This is a genomic window from Bacillus sp. FSL W8-0519 (assembly GCF_038005585.1).
Lineage (GTDB): Bacteria > Bacillota > Bacilli > Bacillales > Bacillaceae_G > Bacillus_A > Bacillus_A paranthracis.
The window spans coordinates 3,613,956-3,630,600 of the sequence record NZ_JBBOTL010000001.1 but is presented as its reverse complement, the minus strand read 5'-3'; the positions used below and the strand labels follow the sequence as shown (position 1 = coordinate 3,630,600).

At 36.0% G+C, this 16,645-nt stretch carries 13 protein-coding genes and 1 riboswitch; all 13 genes read left to right on the top strand.

The window, feature by feature from the left end; all coding sequences use genetic code 11:
* The first annotated feature begins 11 nt into the window (after window positions 1–11).
* The 13 genes from dapA to ymfI all read left to right on the top strand — a co-directional run bounded on the left by dapA (window position 12) and on the right by ymfI (window position 16,624).
* Complete coding sequence (gene dapA / locus NST14_RS18910; RefSeq protein ID WP_000564761.1) at window positions 12–890, top strand: 4-hydroxy-tetrahydrodipicolinate synthase; 879 nt, start codon at window positions 12–14, stop codon at window positions 888–890.
* 767 nt (window positions 891–1,657) lie between these two features.
* A complete protein-coding gene (locus tag NST14_RS18905) occupies window positions 1,658–3,328 on the top strand; it encodes a ribonuclease J (RefSeq protein ID WP_000823084.1) in 1,671 nt (556 codons plus the stop codon).
* A 102-nt stretch (window positions 3,329–3,430) separates the two neighbouring features.
* A complete protein-coding gene (gene tepA / locus NST14_RS18900; RefSeq protein ID WP_000139815.1) occupies window positions 3,431–4,180 on the top strand; it encodes a translocation-enhancing protein TepA in 750 nt (249 codons plus the stop codon).
* A complete protein-coding gene (locus NST14_RS18895; protein ID WP_000605027.1) occupies window positions 4,177–4,380 on the top strand; it encodes a YlzJ-like family protein in 204 nt (67 codons plus the stop codon). Before tepA ends, NST14_RS18895 begins: the two co-directional genes overlap by 4 nt.
* A gap of 211 nt (window positions 4,381–4,591) precedes the next feature.
* On the top strand, window positions 4,592–6,973 hold the full coding sequence (locus NST14_RS18890) for a DNA translocase FtsK (protein WP_001118775.1): 2,382 nt from the start codon (window positions 4,592–4,594) through the stop codon (window positions 6,971–6,973).
* Window positions 6,974–7,176: 203 nt separating this feature from the next.
* Window positions 7,177–7,278, top strand: a riboswitch (purine riboswitch).
* Window positions 7,279–7,511: 233 nt separating this feature from the next.
* Window positions 7,512–8,237 carry a GntR family transcriptional regulator gene (locus NST14_RS18885; RefSeq protein WP_000114176.1) on the top strand — a complete coding sequence of 242 codons (726 nt, stop codon included), beginning with the start codon at window positions 7,512–7,514 and terminating at the stop codon, window positions 8,235–8,237.
* Window positions 8,238–8,326: 89 nt separating this feature from the next.
* Entirely contained in the window at window positions 8,327–9,394 is a 1,068-nt protein-coding gene (locus NST14_RS18880) for a BMP family lipoprotein (protein ID WP_000730595.1), read from the top strand.
* Window positions 9,395–9,502: 108 nt separating this feature from the next.
* A complete protein-coding gene (locus tag NST14_RS18875; protein WP_073535866.1) occupies window positions 9,503–11,035 on the top strand; it encodes an ABC transporter ATP-binding protein in 1,533 nt (510 codons plus the stop codon).
* The gene (locus NST14_RS18870) at window positions 11,028–12,086 is read left to right on the top strand and encodes an ABC transporter permease (RefSeq protein WP_001074499.1); all 1,059 of its coding nucleotides are present in this window, start codon (window positions 11,028–11,030) and stop codon (window positions 12,084–12,086) included. Before NST14_RS18875 ends, NST14_RS18870 begins: the two co-directional genes overlap by 8 nt.
* The gene (locus NST14_RS18865; protein ID WP_000008842.1) at window positions 12,087–13,046 is read left to right on the top strand and encodes an ABC transporter permease; all 960 of its coding nucleotides are present in this window, start codon (window positions 12,087–12,089) and stop codon (window positions 13,044–13,046) included.
* A gap of 199 nt (window positions 13,047–13,245) precedes the next feature.
* Window positions 13,246–14,520 (top strand): EF-P 5-aminopentanol modification-associated protein YfmF, encoded by a 1,275-nt coding sequence (gene yfmF, locus NST14_RS18860; protein WP_229142887.1) that lies wholly within the window; start codon window positions 13,246–13,248, stop codon window positions 14,518–14,520.
* Entirely contained in the window at window positions 14,521–15,807 is a 1,287-nt protein-coding gene (yfmH, locus tag NST14_RS18855; protein ID WP_000411945.1) for an EF-P 5-aminopentanol modification-associated protein YfmH, read from the top strand.
* A gap of 103 nt (window positions 15,808–15,910) precedes the next feature.
* A complete protein-coding gene (gene ymfI, locus NST14_RS18850) occupies window positions 15,911–16,624 on the top strand; it encodes an elongation factor P 5-aminopentanone reductase (protein WP_000759622.1) in 714 nt (237 codons plus the stop codon).
* Window positions 16,625–16,645: the final 21 nt, after the last annotated feature.

Sequence of the window (16,645 nt, the reverse complement as noted above, 5' to 3'; positions counted from 1 at the left end):
GGAGTGAGACCATGATAGATTTTGGGACAATTGCAACCGCGATGGTAACACCGTTTGATATAAACGGCAATATCGATTTTGCAAAGACAACGAAATTGGTAAATTATTTAATTGATAACGGTACAACAGCAATCGTGGTAGGAGGAACGACAGGAGAATCTCCTACATTAACTTCAGAAGAAAAAGTAGCGTTATATCGCCATGTCGTATCTGTTGTCGATAAAAGGGTGCCCGTAATCGCTGGAACAGGTAGTAATAATACGCATGCTTCTATTGACTTAACAAAAAAGGCAACAGAGGTTGGTGTTGATGCAGTAATGCTAGTAGCACCGTATTATAACAAACCGAGTCAAGAAGGAATGTATCAGCACTTTAAAGCAATTGCTGAAAGCACGCCGCTTCCGGTTATGCTATATAACGTTCCAGGACGATCTATTGTACAAATCTCCGTTGATACAGTTGTTCGTTTATCAGAAATAGAAAACATTGTTGCGATTAAAGATGCAGGCGGCGATGTGTTAACAATGACAGAAATCATTGAAAAAACAGCGGACGACTTTGCAGTATACAGCGGTGATGACGGTTTAACGCTACCAGCTATGGCAGTTGGAGCGAAAGGTATCGTTTCTGTAGCATCTCATGTTATCGGAAATGAAATGCAAGAAATGATTGCAGCGTTCCAAGCAGGTGAATTTAAGAAGGCGCAAAAATTACATCAATTACTTGTAAGAGTAACGGATTCATTATTTATGGCGCCAAGTCCAACACCAGTAAAAACAGCGTTACAAATGGTTGGATTAGATGTAGGTTCTGTACGTTTACCACTTCTTCCATTAACAGAAGAAGAAAGAGTAACGTTACAATCTGTTATGCAATCTATCCCTCGTTAATAAAAAATGACCTAGTATAGAACTAGGTCATTTTTTATTTGTATGAAAGTCTTTCCCTCTCTTTTCTTATCTTGCCTATATATGTTTTTATAAGATCATTAACTGGTTTTTCATTATATATTGCAACATGTAAAAGAAAATAATCTTAACCCTTTAAAGGAATTAAAAAGTCATAGTTATTTATAGAATGAACGCTTATATAAACGTAATAAAGTACCAATTCTATTTTTGAGAGTAATTACTTCAAATATGACGTAATTCATAAAAAAACTCCATTTTATAAGTATTTTTGTTCAATTCTAGAAAAATAAGTCTTTAAAATCTATATTATGAAATAAATTTAGAGTATTTATAGCTATTTCTTTAAAACGATATGGGGTACGAAATCGGAGTAAATATAAAGGACATCAGTTCGATAAGTTTGTTGGGAATGCGTTCTTTTCCTTTTTCTTTCGCACGATTTAACTTGTGTTCTATTTCTTGTATCAGGTATAATATGGCTAAGTAGCTTAGTACGGGTATGCTTAGCAAAATTGGTAAAAATTATAATTTGATTACATTTTCATATCATATCGAATAAGATATTTGATTTATATAATGAAAGAGAGGTGAAACCTGGTTTAAAAAATAAACAAGGACATGATATCGCATAACGGTAAGGACATTCGTCTTGGACGGTGAATATATGGTGGTTGTAGAGTTTCCCCTGGTGTCTCTGCAATTTTAGTGAAATCAGTGTTTGAAAGATTTTTAAACCAGGCAACAACATGAAGAGAAAAGAGAATGAGTCTGTTAAAGTATTTGCTCTTGGTGGAGTAGGTGAAATCGGGAAAAACATGTACTGTGTTGAAATTGATTCTGAAATCTTTATTGTAGATGCAGGGTTAATGTTCCCGGGAGATGAAATGTTTGGAATTGATATCGTTATTCCTGATATTACATATTTAGTAGAAAACCAAGAGCGAGTAAAAGGTTTATTTATTACTCACGGTCATGAAGATCATATTGGTGGCATTGTTTACGTACTTCGTAAATTATCAATTCCAGTGTATGCAACGAAATTAACGGTAGGACTTATACAAGAAAAACTTGGCGAAGCGGGTATGTTAGGCCGTGTAGATTTAAAAACAATCGATTCAAATTCAACAGTAGAGTTCAATACTACAACGGTGTCATTCTTTGGAACGACACATAGTATTCCAGATTCTGTTGGTGTTTGTTTCCATACATCAAAAGGTGCGATCGTATATACGGGAGACTTTAAATTCGATCAAACTCCAATTGGAAATAGTGGAGCAGACCTTGGGAAAATGGCTCAAATCGGAAATGAAGGCGTTCTATGCTTATTATCTGATAGTACAAATGCTGAGCGTCCAGGCTATACAGGTTCTGAAAAAGAAGTTGGTGTAGAAATTTCTAAAGTGTTCTACGGCGCAGAAGGACGTATTATCGTTGCTTCATTTGCATCGAATGTACATCGTATTCAACAAGTATTTGATGCAGCTGCTGAAACAGGACGAAAAGTAGCGGTTGTAGGACGTAGTATGGTGAAAGTGGTAGATATCGCAAGACGTCTTGGTTATTTAGATGTTCCAGAAGGTATGGTTATTTCACTACAAGAAGTAGACAATTTCCCAGAGAAAAAGGTAGCTATTTTAACGACAGGTAGCCAAGGTGAACCGATGGCAGCCCTTTCTAGAATGGCAAAGCAAGCTCATAAACAAATTTCAATTCGTAAAGGTGATACGGTTATTATCGCGGCATCTCCAATTCCAGGTAATGAAATATCTGTATCAAAAATTATTGACTTGTTATTTAGAGCGGGAGCTGAAGTTGTTTATTACGGTGAAAGAAAAGTTCACGTTTCAGGTCACGGTAGCCAAGAAGAATTAAAATTAATGTTAAATTTAATGAAACCGAAATATTTTGTACCCGTACATGGTGAGTTCCGTATGCAAAAAGCACATGCATACTTAGCTGAAGATGTAGGTATTGCAAGAGAAAATATCTTTATTGTAGAAAAAGGCGATGTAATTGCTTTTGGTGACGATGAAGCAAACTTAGTTGGCAAAGTGCAAGCTGGTAATGTGTTAATTGATGGATTAGGTGTAGGTGACGTTGGTAATATCGTTCTTCGAGATAGAAAAATGTTATCTCAAGATGGAATATTAGTAGTTGTTGTAACACTGGGTAAAGATGAAAAGAAAATTATCTCTGGTCCAGAAATCATCTCACGTGGATTTGTATATGTACGTGAATCAGAAGCGTTAATTGACCGCTCTACAGAGATTGTACGTATGATTGTTGAGCAATCAATTAAAGAATATTCAATTGAATGGTCTATGTTAAAACAAAATATTCGTGAATTATTAGGGCAGTTCTTGTACGAAGAGACGAAGAGAAAACCTATGATTTTACCGATTATTATGGAAGTATAAAAAAAATCACCTTTACGGGTGATTTTTTTCTTTTTTCACTCTATCGAATGAAATTTATAACTTAAGAAATACTAATTATATACGAGTGAAAGGGGATGCGATATGACAGAACGTGATCGTTATACAAATGAAGAGAAAGAGGCTGAGCCGAAAGAAACCGGAAAAGAAGCTTCAATAGTGGAAAAAATTCAGCAGCTTGGACAAACGAATGTACCGCAAATGAATGAATCACGTATTCATTGTTTAACAATTGTTGGACAGGTGGAAGGTCATGTTCAGTTGCCACCGCAAAATAAAACAACAAAATATGAGCATATTATTCCGCAAATTGTTGCGATTGAACAAAATCCGAAAATTGAAGGCTTGCTTTTAGTGTTAAATACAGTTGGAGGTGACGTTGAAGCTGGGCTAGCAATTTCTGAGATGGTCGCTTCACTTTCAAAACCGACAGTATCTTTAGTTTTAGGCGGAGGGCATTCTATCGGTGTACCGATTGCAGTTTCTACAGACTATTCATTTATTGCAGAAACTGCGACGATGACAATTCATCCGATTCGTCTAACAGGTCTTGTTATAGGTGTGCCGCAAACATTTGAGTATTTAGATAAAATGCAAGAAAGAGTCATTCGCTTTGTGACGAAGCATTCGAAAGTAACGGAAGATCGTTTTAAAGAGCTTATGTTTGCGAAAGGGAATTTGACACGAGATATTGGTACGAATGTAATTGGTGGAGATGCAGTGAAGTATGGTCTTATAGATGATGTCGGTGGTATCGGAAATGCGATTCGAAAATTAAACGAATTAATAGATAATCGCGCGGATGATCATGCAGAAGGGACAATGTTACAATGATTTTATATACAATTATGCCAGAGCAACTCGTGTATCCAGCCGATTATTCGCAATGTGAAAGTCAAAAAGTCGTAAATATAAATGGTGTTGAATTAATGGTTTCAGAGGAAGAACATGGGTATTATTCTATTGTACGCGTGTTAAGTACGGATCCGCTTCACTACTTAGAGTTTGAGCCGGGACAGAAAATAACCTTTTAGCAAAAAGAAGGATTTTGTTTAGAAGCTATGGTATAATATAAAAAACAAGACGGTTGAGCAGCCATGAGAGGGCTGCTTTCTTCTGTTTATTTAACATTTTACAAGAAGTGTAAAAATAGAAGATATAAAGACCTGAAAAAATAGAGAAAACAAACATATAAGCAGAGTTTTTTAGGAATTTTTACTTATATGTAGATCACGAGGTGAAGAAATGGCAAAACAAAAGCAAAGAGGGACGAAGGCAAAGGCAAGACGTACGATAAAGCCAACTTTGTATTATGAAATCGTCGGTTTAACTCTTTTTGCACTTTCAATCATTACGATTTTACAGCTAGGCGTTGTAGGAAAATCGTTTGTGTTATTTTTTCGCTTCTTCTTTGGTGAGTGGTACATAATTGGTGTGTTAGGTGTAATAGCTTTATCCGTTTCATTCGTTATAAAACGTGGATGGCCGAACCTTTTAAATAAACGGTTAATCGGTTTTTATTTAATAGTATTGGCGATATTAATGTTTAGTCATATTACATTATTTAACCTTCTTACGAAAGATGGAGCAGTGCAAAATACTTCTGTTATTGTAAGTACGAAAGATAATTTCTTTCTTGAAATGAAAAAAGGGCCAGATAGCGTTCATTTAGGTGGTGGCATGTTTGGTGCACTTATGTTCGCCACTTGTTACTTCTTATTTGACGAAGTAGGAGCTTATATTATTGGTATTATTTTAGTTATTCTCGGTATACTTTGTATAACAAATAAGCATATTGGAGAAGTGTTAGCTCCAGTTGGTAGAATTCTTAGAAGTCAATTTCAAGTGATGCAAGGGGACTATAAAGATTGGAGAGCCAAAAGAACAGCTGAACAAACAGAAAAGAAAAAAACAACAAGAAGCACAAGGAGCAAACGTGCTGCAGAACATGAAGAAATTATTGAGCCGATGGAAGAAATCTCAATTGATCCTCCGATTATTTCGAATTTCACTGAGAATTATCCTGTAAATGAAGAAGAGGATAAACGAATTGAAGTAGAGGAAGAAGAGTTAATCACTTCACCGTTTATTGAAGAGGCTCCACCAGTTGAAGAGCCGAAGAAAAAGCGTGGAGAAAAAATCGTTGAATCGCTAGAGGGGGAAACACAAGCACCTCCTATGCAATTTTCAAATGTAGAAAATAAAGATTACAAGCTTCCTGCGCTTGATATATTGAAATTTCCAAAGAATAAGCAAGTTACAAATGAAAATGCGGAAATTTATGAGAATGCTCGTAAATTAGAACGTACTTTCCAAAGTTTTGGAGTGAAAGCGAAAGTAACAAAAGTACATAGAGGTCCTGCAGTTACAAAATATGAAGTGTATCCTGATATGGGAGTAAAGGTAAGCAAAATCGTCGGTTTAAGTGATGATTTAGCACTTGCGTTAGCGGCGAAAGACATTCGTATTGAAGCGCCTATTCCCGGGAAATCAGCTGTAGGAATTGAAGTTCCGAACTCAGAAGTCTCCATGGTAACGCTTAGAGAAGTTCTTGATTCTAAAGCTAACAATCATCCGGAAGAGAAGCTGTTAATAGGCCTTGGACGAGATATTACAGGTGAAGCTGTATTAGCCCGCTTAAATAAAATGCCCCATTTACTAGTGGCAGGTGCTACAGGTAGCGGGAAGAGTGTATGTATTAACGGTATTATTGTTAGTATTTTAATGCGTGCAAAACCACATGAAGTAAAATTAATGATGATTGATCCGAAAATGGTAGAGTTAAATGTATATAACGGTGTGCCTCATTTGTTAACACCAGTTGTAACGGATCCGAAAAAGGCATCGCAAGCATTGAAAAAAGTTGTAAGTGAAATGGAGCGCCGTTATGAGTTATTTGCTCATAGTGGCACGCGAAATATTGAAGGATATAATGATTATATAAAAGAGCATAATAATCAGTCAGAAGCGAAACAACCGGAATTACCTTATATTGTCGTAATTGTGGACGAGTTAGCAGATTTAATGATGGTTGCTTCGTCGGATGTAGAGGATGCGATTATGCGTCTAGCGCAAATGGCTCGTGCTGCCGGTATTCATTTAATTATTGCAACGCAACGTCCATCAGTTGATGTAATTACGGGAGTTATTAAAGCGAATATTCCGTCACGTATTGCATTCGCTGTATCTTCTCAAACAGATTCTCGTACAATTCTTGACGGCGGTGGTGCAGAGAAACTGCTAGGTCGTGGGGATATGCTATTTATACCAATTGGTGCATCGAAGCCTGTACGTGTACAAGGTGCGTTTTTATCAGATGATGAAGTTGAGAGAGTTGTAGAATATGTTATTGGTCAGCAAAAAGCGCAATATCAAGAAGATATGATTCCGCAAGATGTTCCTGATACGAAGCAGGAAGTAGAAGATGAATTATATGATGAAGCAGTTCAGCTCGTAGTGGAAATGCAAACAGCCTCTGTTTCTATGTTGCAACGTAGGTTTAGAGTTGGTTATACCCGTGCTGCCCGATTAATTGATGCAATGGAAATGAATGGTGTAGTAGGTCCGTATGAAGGTAGTAAACCACGTGAAGTGCTCATTAATGATGTACAAGAAAAAAGTTCATAAAAAAAGCCTAATTGTTTTTACAATTAGGCTTTTTTATATGCTGGTTTTGTTATATACTATATTCAGCGTTAAAGAAAGGGCTTACATTTAAGGTGGTTCTTTAGAATACGAATACTTTTGTATGGTTTTTTGTGAACGTTCGATATTTAATGTAGAAAAATGTTAAATTTTGTTGACACGTATGGGAGCAAGTGGTAAGATTACTTCGAAAAGAATCACTGCCTCATATAATCTTGGAGATAAGGTCCATAAGTTTCTACCTGGCAACCATGAATTGCTAGACTATGAGGGGAAAAGTGTGTAACAAAGGATGTAAGAGATCTTTGTGCCGAACTTTTTCTCGCTATGAGGAATGTTTATGGTGCAAAGTTTTTTTTATGCAGTAAAGAGTGAAAATTTTATTTTAAAAAATTATTAATATTTATTCGACAATTATGCTTATTTTTAGTATTTAGCAATTTTTATTATGTTGTAAGTTGAAAAAAGAGAAAAGAAGTCTTACATCAGAGGTCGAATAATTGAAATGCGGGGGAGTCTTATGTCAGTAAAATCCGATAGTCGTCACCTATATTTACGGGTGATTGATCACATCAAAGAAAAGATTAAAGATGGGGCTTACAAAGAAAGACAAAAGTTGCCATCAGAGTTTGATTTAGCGAAAGAACTTGGCGTAAGTAGAGCGACTTTAAGGGAAGCGCTGCGTATTCTAGAAGAAGAAAATGTTGTCATTCGTAGACATGGTGTAGGAACATTTGTAAATGCAAAACCGTTATTTTCTTCTGGGATTGAACAACTTTCTAGTATTACAGATATGATTTCTAGTGTGGGGAAAACACCAGGAACTATCTTTTTATCATCATCTACAACAAGTTTAACAGAAGAAGAAAAAGAGAAGTTTAATAGTGAAGATGGTTTTAATGCAGTGATGATTGAGCGTGTGCGTACAGCAGATGGGGAACCTGTTGTATATTGTATCGATAAACTTGCAAAAGAAATCTTGCCAGATTTATCGGGATACAACGAAGAATCATTGCTTACAGTGATACATAACAATACGCACAAACGTATCACATACGCAGTTGCTCATATTGAGCCAATTGGCTATCATCCGAAAATCTCACCGATTTTGGAATGTGAACCGGAAACGGCACTGCTAGTATTAAAACAAATGCACTATGATCAAAATGATGAGCCAATCTTATATTCTATCAATTACTTTAGAGCTGATAAGTTTAGCTTCCACGTATTAAGAAAACGTATGTAGGTAGGTTCCTTTTTAGGGAGGTGACAGCAAGAAGTTAGGGACAGCAGCGTATAAAAAAATAGACAAATCATTTCAGGAGGGGTTCTAGTATGAAGAAAAAAACAGGTCTTTTATTATCATTAACATTAGCAGCAAGTGCGGTGTTAGGTGCATGTGGTAACTCGGATAAAGCGAGTAGCGACAAAAAAGAGTTTAAAGTTGGTATGGTTACGGATGTTGGGGGCGTTGATGACAAATCATTTAACCAATCAGCTTGGGAAGGTTTAACGAAATTCGGTAAAGACAATAATTTAAAGAAAAATGAAGGATATCGTTATCTTCAATCAAGTAAAGATGCTGATTATATCCCGAACTTAACGAAGTTTGCGAAAGATCATTATAACACAACATTTGGTATTGGTTACTTAATGGAAAAATCAATCGAAAAAGTGGCTGAGCAGTATCCAAAAGAGCAATTTGCGATTGTAGATACAGTTGTAGAAAAGCCAAACGTAACAAGTATTACATTTAAAGACCATGAAGGTTCATTCCTAGTTGGTGCTGTAGCAGCAATGACGACAAAATCAAATAAAGTTGGTTTTGTTGGTGGCGTGAAGAGTCCATTAATTACAAAATTTGAATCAGGTTTCAAAGCTGGTGCAAAAGCAGTAAACCCAAATATTGAAATCGTATCACAATATGCTGATGCATTTGATAAGCCGGAAAAAGGATCAGTATTAGCTTCAGCAATGTACGGTGGAGGCGTTGACGTAATTTATCATGCATCTGGTGCAACTGGTAACGGTGTATTCACAGAAGCGAAAAACCGTAAGAAAAAAGGTGAAAATGTTTGGGTAATCGGTGTTGACCGTGACCAAAATCAAGAAGGTATGCCTGAAAACGTAACTTTAACTTCTATGGTAAAACGTGTTGATGTTGCAGTAGCAAAAGTAGCACAAGAAGCGAAAGATGGTAAATTAAAAGGCGGTAAAGTAGAAGAATTCGGTTTAAAAGATGACGGTGTTGGTATCGCGAAAACTACTGACAATGTGAAAAAAGTAAATCCAGAAATTTTAACAAAAGTAGAAGAGTTCGAAAAGAAAATTACTGACGGTGAAATTAAAGTACCTGCAACTGACGAAGAATATAAAGCATATGAAGCTTCTCTAAAGAAATAATAATAGAGAAATAGCAAAGGTTAGTTCATAGAACTAACCTTTGCATATATAAAAATATCTTTAATAGAGTGTAATTGGGGAGTGTTCCCTGCTAAAAGGAGGAACAAAATGGAATACGTAATTGAGATGAACAATATTACAAAAGTATTCCCAGGCATTGTAGCGAATGACGATATTACGCTGCAAGTAAAACAGGGAGAGATACATGCTTTACTTGGAGAAAATGGTGCAGGGAAATCAACACTGATGAATGTGTTGTTCGGTTTGTATCAACCAGAACAGGGAGAGATTAAAATTAAAGGAAATCCTGTTAAAATTACAAATCCGAATATAGCAAATGACCTTGGTATTGGGATGGTCCATCAGCATTTTATGCTTGTTCATAATTTTACAGTTACAGAGAATATTATTCTTGGAAATGAACCGAAGAAAAACGGGAAAATTGCTGTTGAAGAGGCTGCAAAAGAAATTAAGCAATTATCTGAACAGTATGGTTTAGCTGTTGATCCACATGCGAAAATTGAAGATATTTCTGTTGGGATGCAGCAAAGGGTTGAAATATTAAAGACTCTTTATCGTGGTGCTGAGATTTTAATATTTGATGAGCCAACCGCGGTGTTAACTCCTCAAGAAATTCATGAGTTGATTCAAATTATGAAAAAGCTTGTGCAAGAGGGGAAATCTATTATCCTTATTACACATAAGTTGAAAGAAATTATGGAAGTTTGCGATCGTTGTACAATTATTCGTAAAGGTAAGGGGATTGGTACTGTTGATGTAGCGGAAACGGATGAGCATAAACTTGCAGAGTTAATGGTCGGACGTCAAGTGAATTTTAAAACAGAAAAAATAGAAGCTAAACCAATGGAAGAAGTACTATCTATTGCAAACCTAATTGTTCATGATACGCGCAAGTTACCTGCTGTAAAAGGCCTTGACTTAACTGTTCGTGCAGGAGAAATCGTTGGGATTGCAGGGATTGATGGAAATGGTCAAAGTGAATTAATAGAGGCGATTACTGGTTTACGAAAAGTTGAGTCAGGTTCTATTGCAATTAAAGGAAAAGAAATAACGAATTGGCCTGTTCGAAGAATAACAGAAGAGGGGATTGGTCATATTCCTGAAGACCGTCATAAACACGGGCTTGTTCTCGATTTTTCTGTTCGGGACAATATTGTTTTACAAACATACTATAAAAATCCATTTTCAAAGAAAGGGATTTTAAATTTTAGTAAAATTACAGAAAAAGCGAAAGCACTTATTGAACAGTTTGATGTACGTACACCTAGTGAACAAACGTTAGCTCGCGCTCTATCTGGTGGAAACCAACAAAAGGCAATTATTGCACGTGAGGTAGATCGTAATCCAGATTTACTAATTGCAGCACAGCCGACACGTGGTTTAGATGTAGGTGCGATTGAATTTATTCATAAAAAATTAATTGAGCAGAGAGATAATGGTAAGGGAGTATTGCTTTTATCTTTAGAACTGGATGAAATTTTAAATGTAAGCGATCGAGTGGCTGTTATATATGAAGGGAAAATTGTAGCAATTGTGGATGCGAAAGAAACAAATGAACAACAGCTTGGATTATTAATGGCCGGCGGGACAGGGAAAGAGAAGGTGAACACAAATGGCTAAAAAATTTTTAACAGAACGAACAATTAATATTTTAGTACCTGTGTTATCCGTAGTTTTCGGTTTACTTGTTGGTGCCATTGTAATGTTAGTTAGTGGATATGATCCAATTGTTGGATATGCCGCGCTTTGGGAAGGGATGGTTGGCAATCCACAAGCTATCGGTGAGACGTTGCGTACGATGATTCCGCTTGTATTAGCTGGTCTTTCAGTAGCATTTGCATTTCGTACAGGTCTTTTCAATATTGGGGTGGAAGGACAGTTATTAGTTGGGTGGCTCGCTGCTGTTTGGTTTGGATATGCAGTGTCGTTACCAGCAATTTTGCATATTCCGTTATCTATTTTAGTGGCGGCAATTGTCGGCGGTTTATGGGGCTTTATACCTGGATATTTAAAAGGGAAACTTAAAGTAAATGAAGTAATTGTTACAATTATGATGAACTACATTGCACTTTATGTTACGTATGATCTTATTAAACGTTTTATCCACGAAGGTAATGAAAAATCTTATGACGTACAAGCAAGTGCTTCGTTAGCTTCTGATTGGTTATCTTCATTGACAGATGGATCTCGTTTACACTGGGGAATTGTTGTGGCTATTATCATTGCGATTGTAATGTGGTTCTTATTAGATAGAACAACGTTAGGGTATGAATTAAAATCGGTTGGTTTTAACCAAAATGCCTCTCAATACGCAGGAATGAAAGTATCGCGTAATGTTGTATTATCAATGACAATTGCTGGTGCTTTTGCAGGAATTGGTGGAGCTATGGAAGGATTAGGGACATTCCAAAGTATGACAGCAATGTCTTCGTTTACTGGTATTGGATTTGATGGGATTGCGGTAGCACTTTTAGGCGGAAATAATCCATTTGGTATACTATTAGCAGCTTTACTGTTTGGTGGTTTGAAAAGTGCAGCACCACAAATGAATTTCGAAGCAGATGTACCTTCGGAGTTAATTAACGTTATTATTGCATGTATTATTTTCTTTGTAGCGTGCAGTTATGTTTTACGCTGGGCACTTACACGCATGAGCAAGGAGGGGAAATAAATGAGCTTTTTAGATATTTTAGCCATTCTTGTGACGGGTACGTTATATACGGCAGCGCCACTTATTTTTACGGCGTTAGGTGGAGTGTTCAGTGAACGTTCTGGAGTTGTAAATATAGCGTTAGAAGGTTTAATGTTATTTGGTGCATTTATTGGTATTGTTACAACGTTATTAATGGGTGATACGTGGGGATCGATGACTCCTTGGATTGCATTATTATTTGCAGCAATTGGTAGTGGATTGTTTGCACTTCTTCACGCAGTAGCATCCATTACATTCCGTGCAGATCAAGTAGTGAGCGGAGTAGCAATTAACTTCTTAGCACTTGGTTTAACAGTATTTGCGATTAAGAAAATCTTTGGCAAAGGACAAACTGATTTCATTCAATACCGCATTGAAAAAATCGATGTTCCGGGTCTTTCGGATATTCCGGTAATCGGAAAAATCTTTTTCTCTAATGTACCGTTAACATCATATATTGCTATTATTTTAGCGTTTGTCGTTTGGTATATCATTTATAAAACGCCGTTCGGTCTTCGTCTTCGTGCGGTTGGTGAGCATCCAATGGCAGCGGATACGATGGGGATTAACGTATATAAAATGCGTTATATTGCAGTTGCTATATCTGGAATGTTTGCAGGAGTTGGTGGAGCGGTCTTCGCTATGTCGATTTCTGGTAACTTCTCAGGTGCTACAATTACTGGACAAGGTTTCTTGGCGTTAGCAGCAATGATTTTCGGTAAATGGAATCCACTCGGTGCTCTTGGAGCGGCTCTGTTCTTCGGATTTGCTCAATCATTAGGAATAACAGGCGGTACAATTCCAGTACTAAAAGAAATTCCAAGTGTATTCTTAACGATATTGCCGTATGTATTCACAATATTAGCGCTTGTTGGTTTTGTAGGTCGTTCTGAAGCTCCAAAAGCATTAGGAACTCCTTATGAAAAAGGAAAACGATAAGTATAAAAAAAGCTCGCACATTAGTGCGGGCTTTTTTACATAGACTATATTTAATACGGAATTTTACTATGTTCCTTACATATTACAGTTTTTAGAAAGGGCCTAATGTAAGTATAGTGAGGAAGAAAAGTTGATTTTTCATTTCTAAAAACTGTATATTGAAGAGGAATATTCCTATATACGTAAAGGAGGGCTATAAATGAAACTGATGGAACAACAGTTACATGAGTTAGGTGGTTTACGAGTACATATTATTCCAACTGATAAATATAAAACAAATACATTTGTATTTCGTTTGAAAGCACCTTTAAATGAGGAGACGGTGACAGAGCGTGCCCTATTGCCATACGTATTGCAAAGTGCGACAGAAAAGCTTCCTTCTGTAATTCGTCTTCGTCAATATTTAGAAGAATTATACGGATCTTCTTTGGCAGTAGATGTAAGTAAAAAAGGAGAAGATCATATCATCTCTATTTATGTAGACATTGCAAATGAAGTATATTTACATGATGCACCACCGTTATTTGAAAAAGCGCTTTCTATGTTATCGGATATCGTTTTACATCCAGCGAAAGAGGGGAATGGTTTTCTGCCTTCTATTGTAGACAGTGAAAAGAGAGCGCTCTTACAACGAATTGAAGCGACGTATGATGATAAAATGCGTTATGCAAACGAGCGTTTAATTGAAGAAATGTGCAAAGTAGAACCGTATCGTTTAAGCGCAAATGGGAAAAAAGAGAGTGTTTCTTCTATTACAAATGAAAGTTTGTATCAATATTATCAAAAAGTGTTAGCGGAAGATGAAATGGACCTATACATTATTGGTGATATTTCAGAAAACGCAGTTGATCTTGTAAGTAAGTATTTTTCTATTTCAGCACGTCCTGTGAGGGAAAGAAATGTACTTCTTCATAAGAGAAATAATGAAGAAAAAGAAGTTGTGGAAAAACAAGAATTAAAACAAAGTAAATTACACATCGGATATCGTACATTTATTACGTATAAAGACGAAGATTATTTTGCGCTGCAATTGTTTAATGGATTGTTTGGAGGATTTTCTCATTCGAAGTTATTCGTTAATGTTCGTGAAAAAAATAGTTTAGCGTACTATGCAGCATCTCGCTTTGAAAGTCATAAAGGTTTATTATTTGTCATGTCAGGAATCGAAGCGAAAAATTATGAAAAAGCGGTTGAGATTATTAAAGAGCAAATGCTTGCAATGCAAAATGGTGATTTTTCTGAAGAAGAGATGCATCAAACGAAAAGTGTTATTCGAAATCAAATATTAGAAGCAATTGATACACCGCGTGGATTTGTGGAAATGCTGTATCATGGTATTATTTCAGATCGTACGCGTCCGGTTGAAGAATGGCTTACAGGTATTGAAAGTGTGACGAAAGAAGAGATTGTGAAAGTTGCTAAAAATATTGAATTAGATACAATTTACTTTTTACACGGAACGGAGGGAGAATAAATGGAGAAAATTGTTTATGAGCAATTAAAAGAGACACTCTATTATGAAAAACTTCCTAATGGATTAGATGTATATATTTTACCGAAGCAAGGATTTAATAAAACATTTGCAACGTTTACGACAAAATATGGTTCTGTGGATAATACATTCGTACCACTAGGTAAAGAAGAAATGATTCGTGTGCCGGATGGGATTGCTCATTTTCTTGAGCATAAACTATTTGAAAAAGAAGATCATGATGCGTTCCAATTGTTTAGTAAACAAGGGGCATCGGCAAATGCTTTCACATCTTTTACAAGAACAGCTTACCTTTTTTCGTGTACATCAAATGTAGAACAAAATTTAAATACATTGTTAAATTTCGTACAAGAGCCTTACTTCTCTGAAAAAACAGTTGAAAAAGAGAAGGGTATTATTGGGCAAGAAATTCAAATGTATCAAGATAATCCAGATTGGCGCTTATACTTTGGATTAATTGATAGCTTGTTTGTAAAGCACCCGATTAAAATTGATATTGCAGGTACAATCGAGTCTATTAGTAAAATTACGAAAGACCTACTATATGAATGTTATGAAACATTTTATCATCCAAGTAATATGTTGATGTTTGTTGTAGGTGCAATTGATCCAGAGAAAACGATGGATTTGATACGTGAAAATCAAGCAAAAAAAGATTACAAAAACCAACCAGAAATAGTACGTTCATTTGAAGAAGAACCAGATGCGGTAAATGAAAAGAAGAAAATTATTTCAATGCCTGTACAAACTCCGAAATGTTTAGTTGGTATTAAAGCGACAAACTTAAAAGAAAAAGGGGAAGCCCTTTTAAAACAAGAAATTGCGCTTACGTTACTTCTAGATTATTTATTTGGAAAAAGCTCCGTTCATTACGAATCTTTATATAACGAAGGACTCATTGATGATTCGTTCTCATATGATTATACGGAAGAGAATAACTTCGGTTTTGCAATGGTTGGCGGCGATACGAAGCAACCTGATGAGCTGGAAGAGCGTTTAAAAGGTATTTTATTAAATACAAATTATGATCAATTAGATGAGGCGGCATTAGAACGAGTAAAGAAAAAGAAAATAGGCGGCTTTTTACGTTCCTTGAATTCACCGGAATATATTGCAAATCAATTTACACGATATGCGTTTAATGAGTCGAGTCTGTTTGATGCATTGACTGTATTAGAAAGTTTAACTGTTCAAGATTTACAAGAAGTAGCCAAATTACTATTATCAGAAGAAAAAATGAGTGTTTGCCAGGTTTTACCGAAAAAATAAAAGATTTTATAATAATACCTTCATCTTATCATTGATAAATTGTAAGATGAGGGTATTATTTATTTGTAGAAAAAAGATTTTGTTGAGATAAGAGAGGAATTGTATGAAAAAGTATGCATTAGTAACTGGAGGGAGCGGAGGGATTGGCTCTGCTATTTCGAAACAATTAATTCAAGATGGATATACAGTATATGTTCATTATAATAACAGTGAAGAGAAAGTGAATGAGTTGCAGAAAGAATGGGGTGAAGTAATTCCTGTTCAAGCAAATTTAGCTTCTACTGATGGAGCAGAGCAATTGTGGAAACAAATTGAACATCCTCTTGATGTTATCGTATATGCAGCTGGGAAGAGTATTTTTGGACTCGTAACAGATGTAACGAACGATGAATTGAATGATATGGTAGAACTTCAAGTGAAGAGTATCTATAAATTATTATCGATGGCATTGCCATCTATGATTCAACGGAGAAGCGGTAATATTGTACTTGTTTCGTCTATATGGGGACAAATTGGCGCGTCATGTGAAGTTCTTTACTCGATGGTAAAAGGTGCGCAAAATTCATATGTGAAAGCTTTAGCAAAAGAGGTTTCATTAAGTGGAATAAGAGTGAACGCGGTGGCGCCAGGTGCAATTGAAACGGAAATGTTAAACGTATTTTCAGAAGAGGATAAGAATGAAATTGCGGAAGAGATTCCGTTAGGACGATTAGGATTACCGGAAGAAGTAGCAAAAACTGTGTCATTTCTCGTATCACCAGGTGCATCTTATATAACTGGACAAATTATTGGAGTAAATGGCGGGTGGCATTGCTAAAAATTTCTTACATAAAAAATG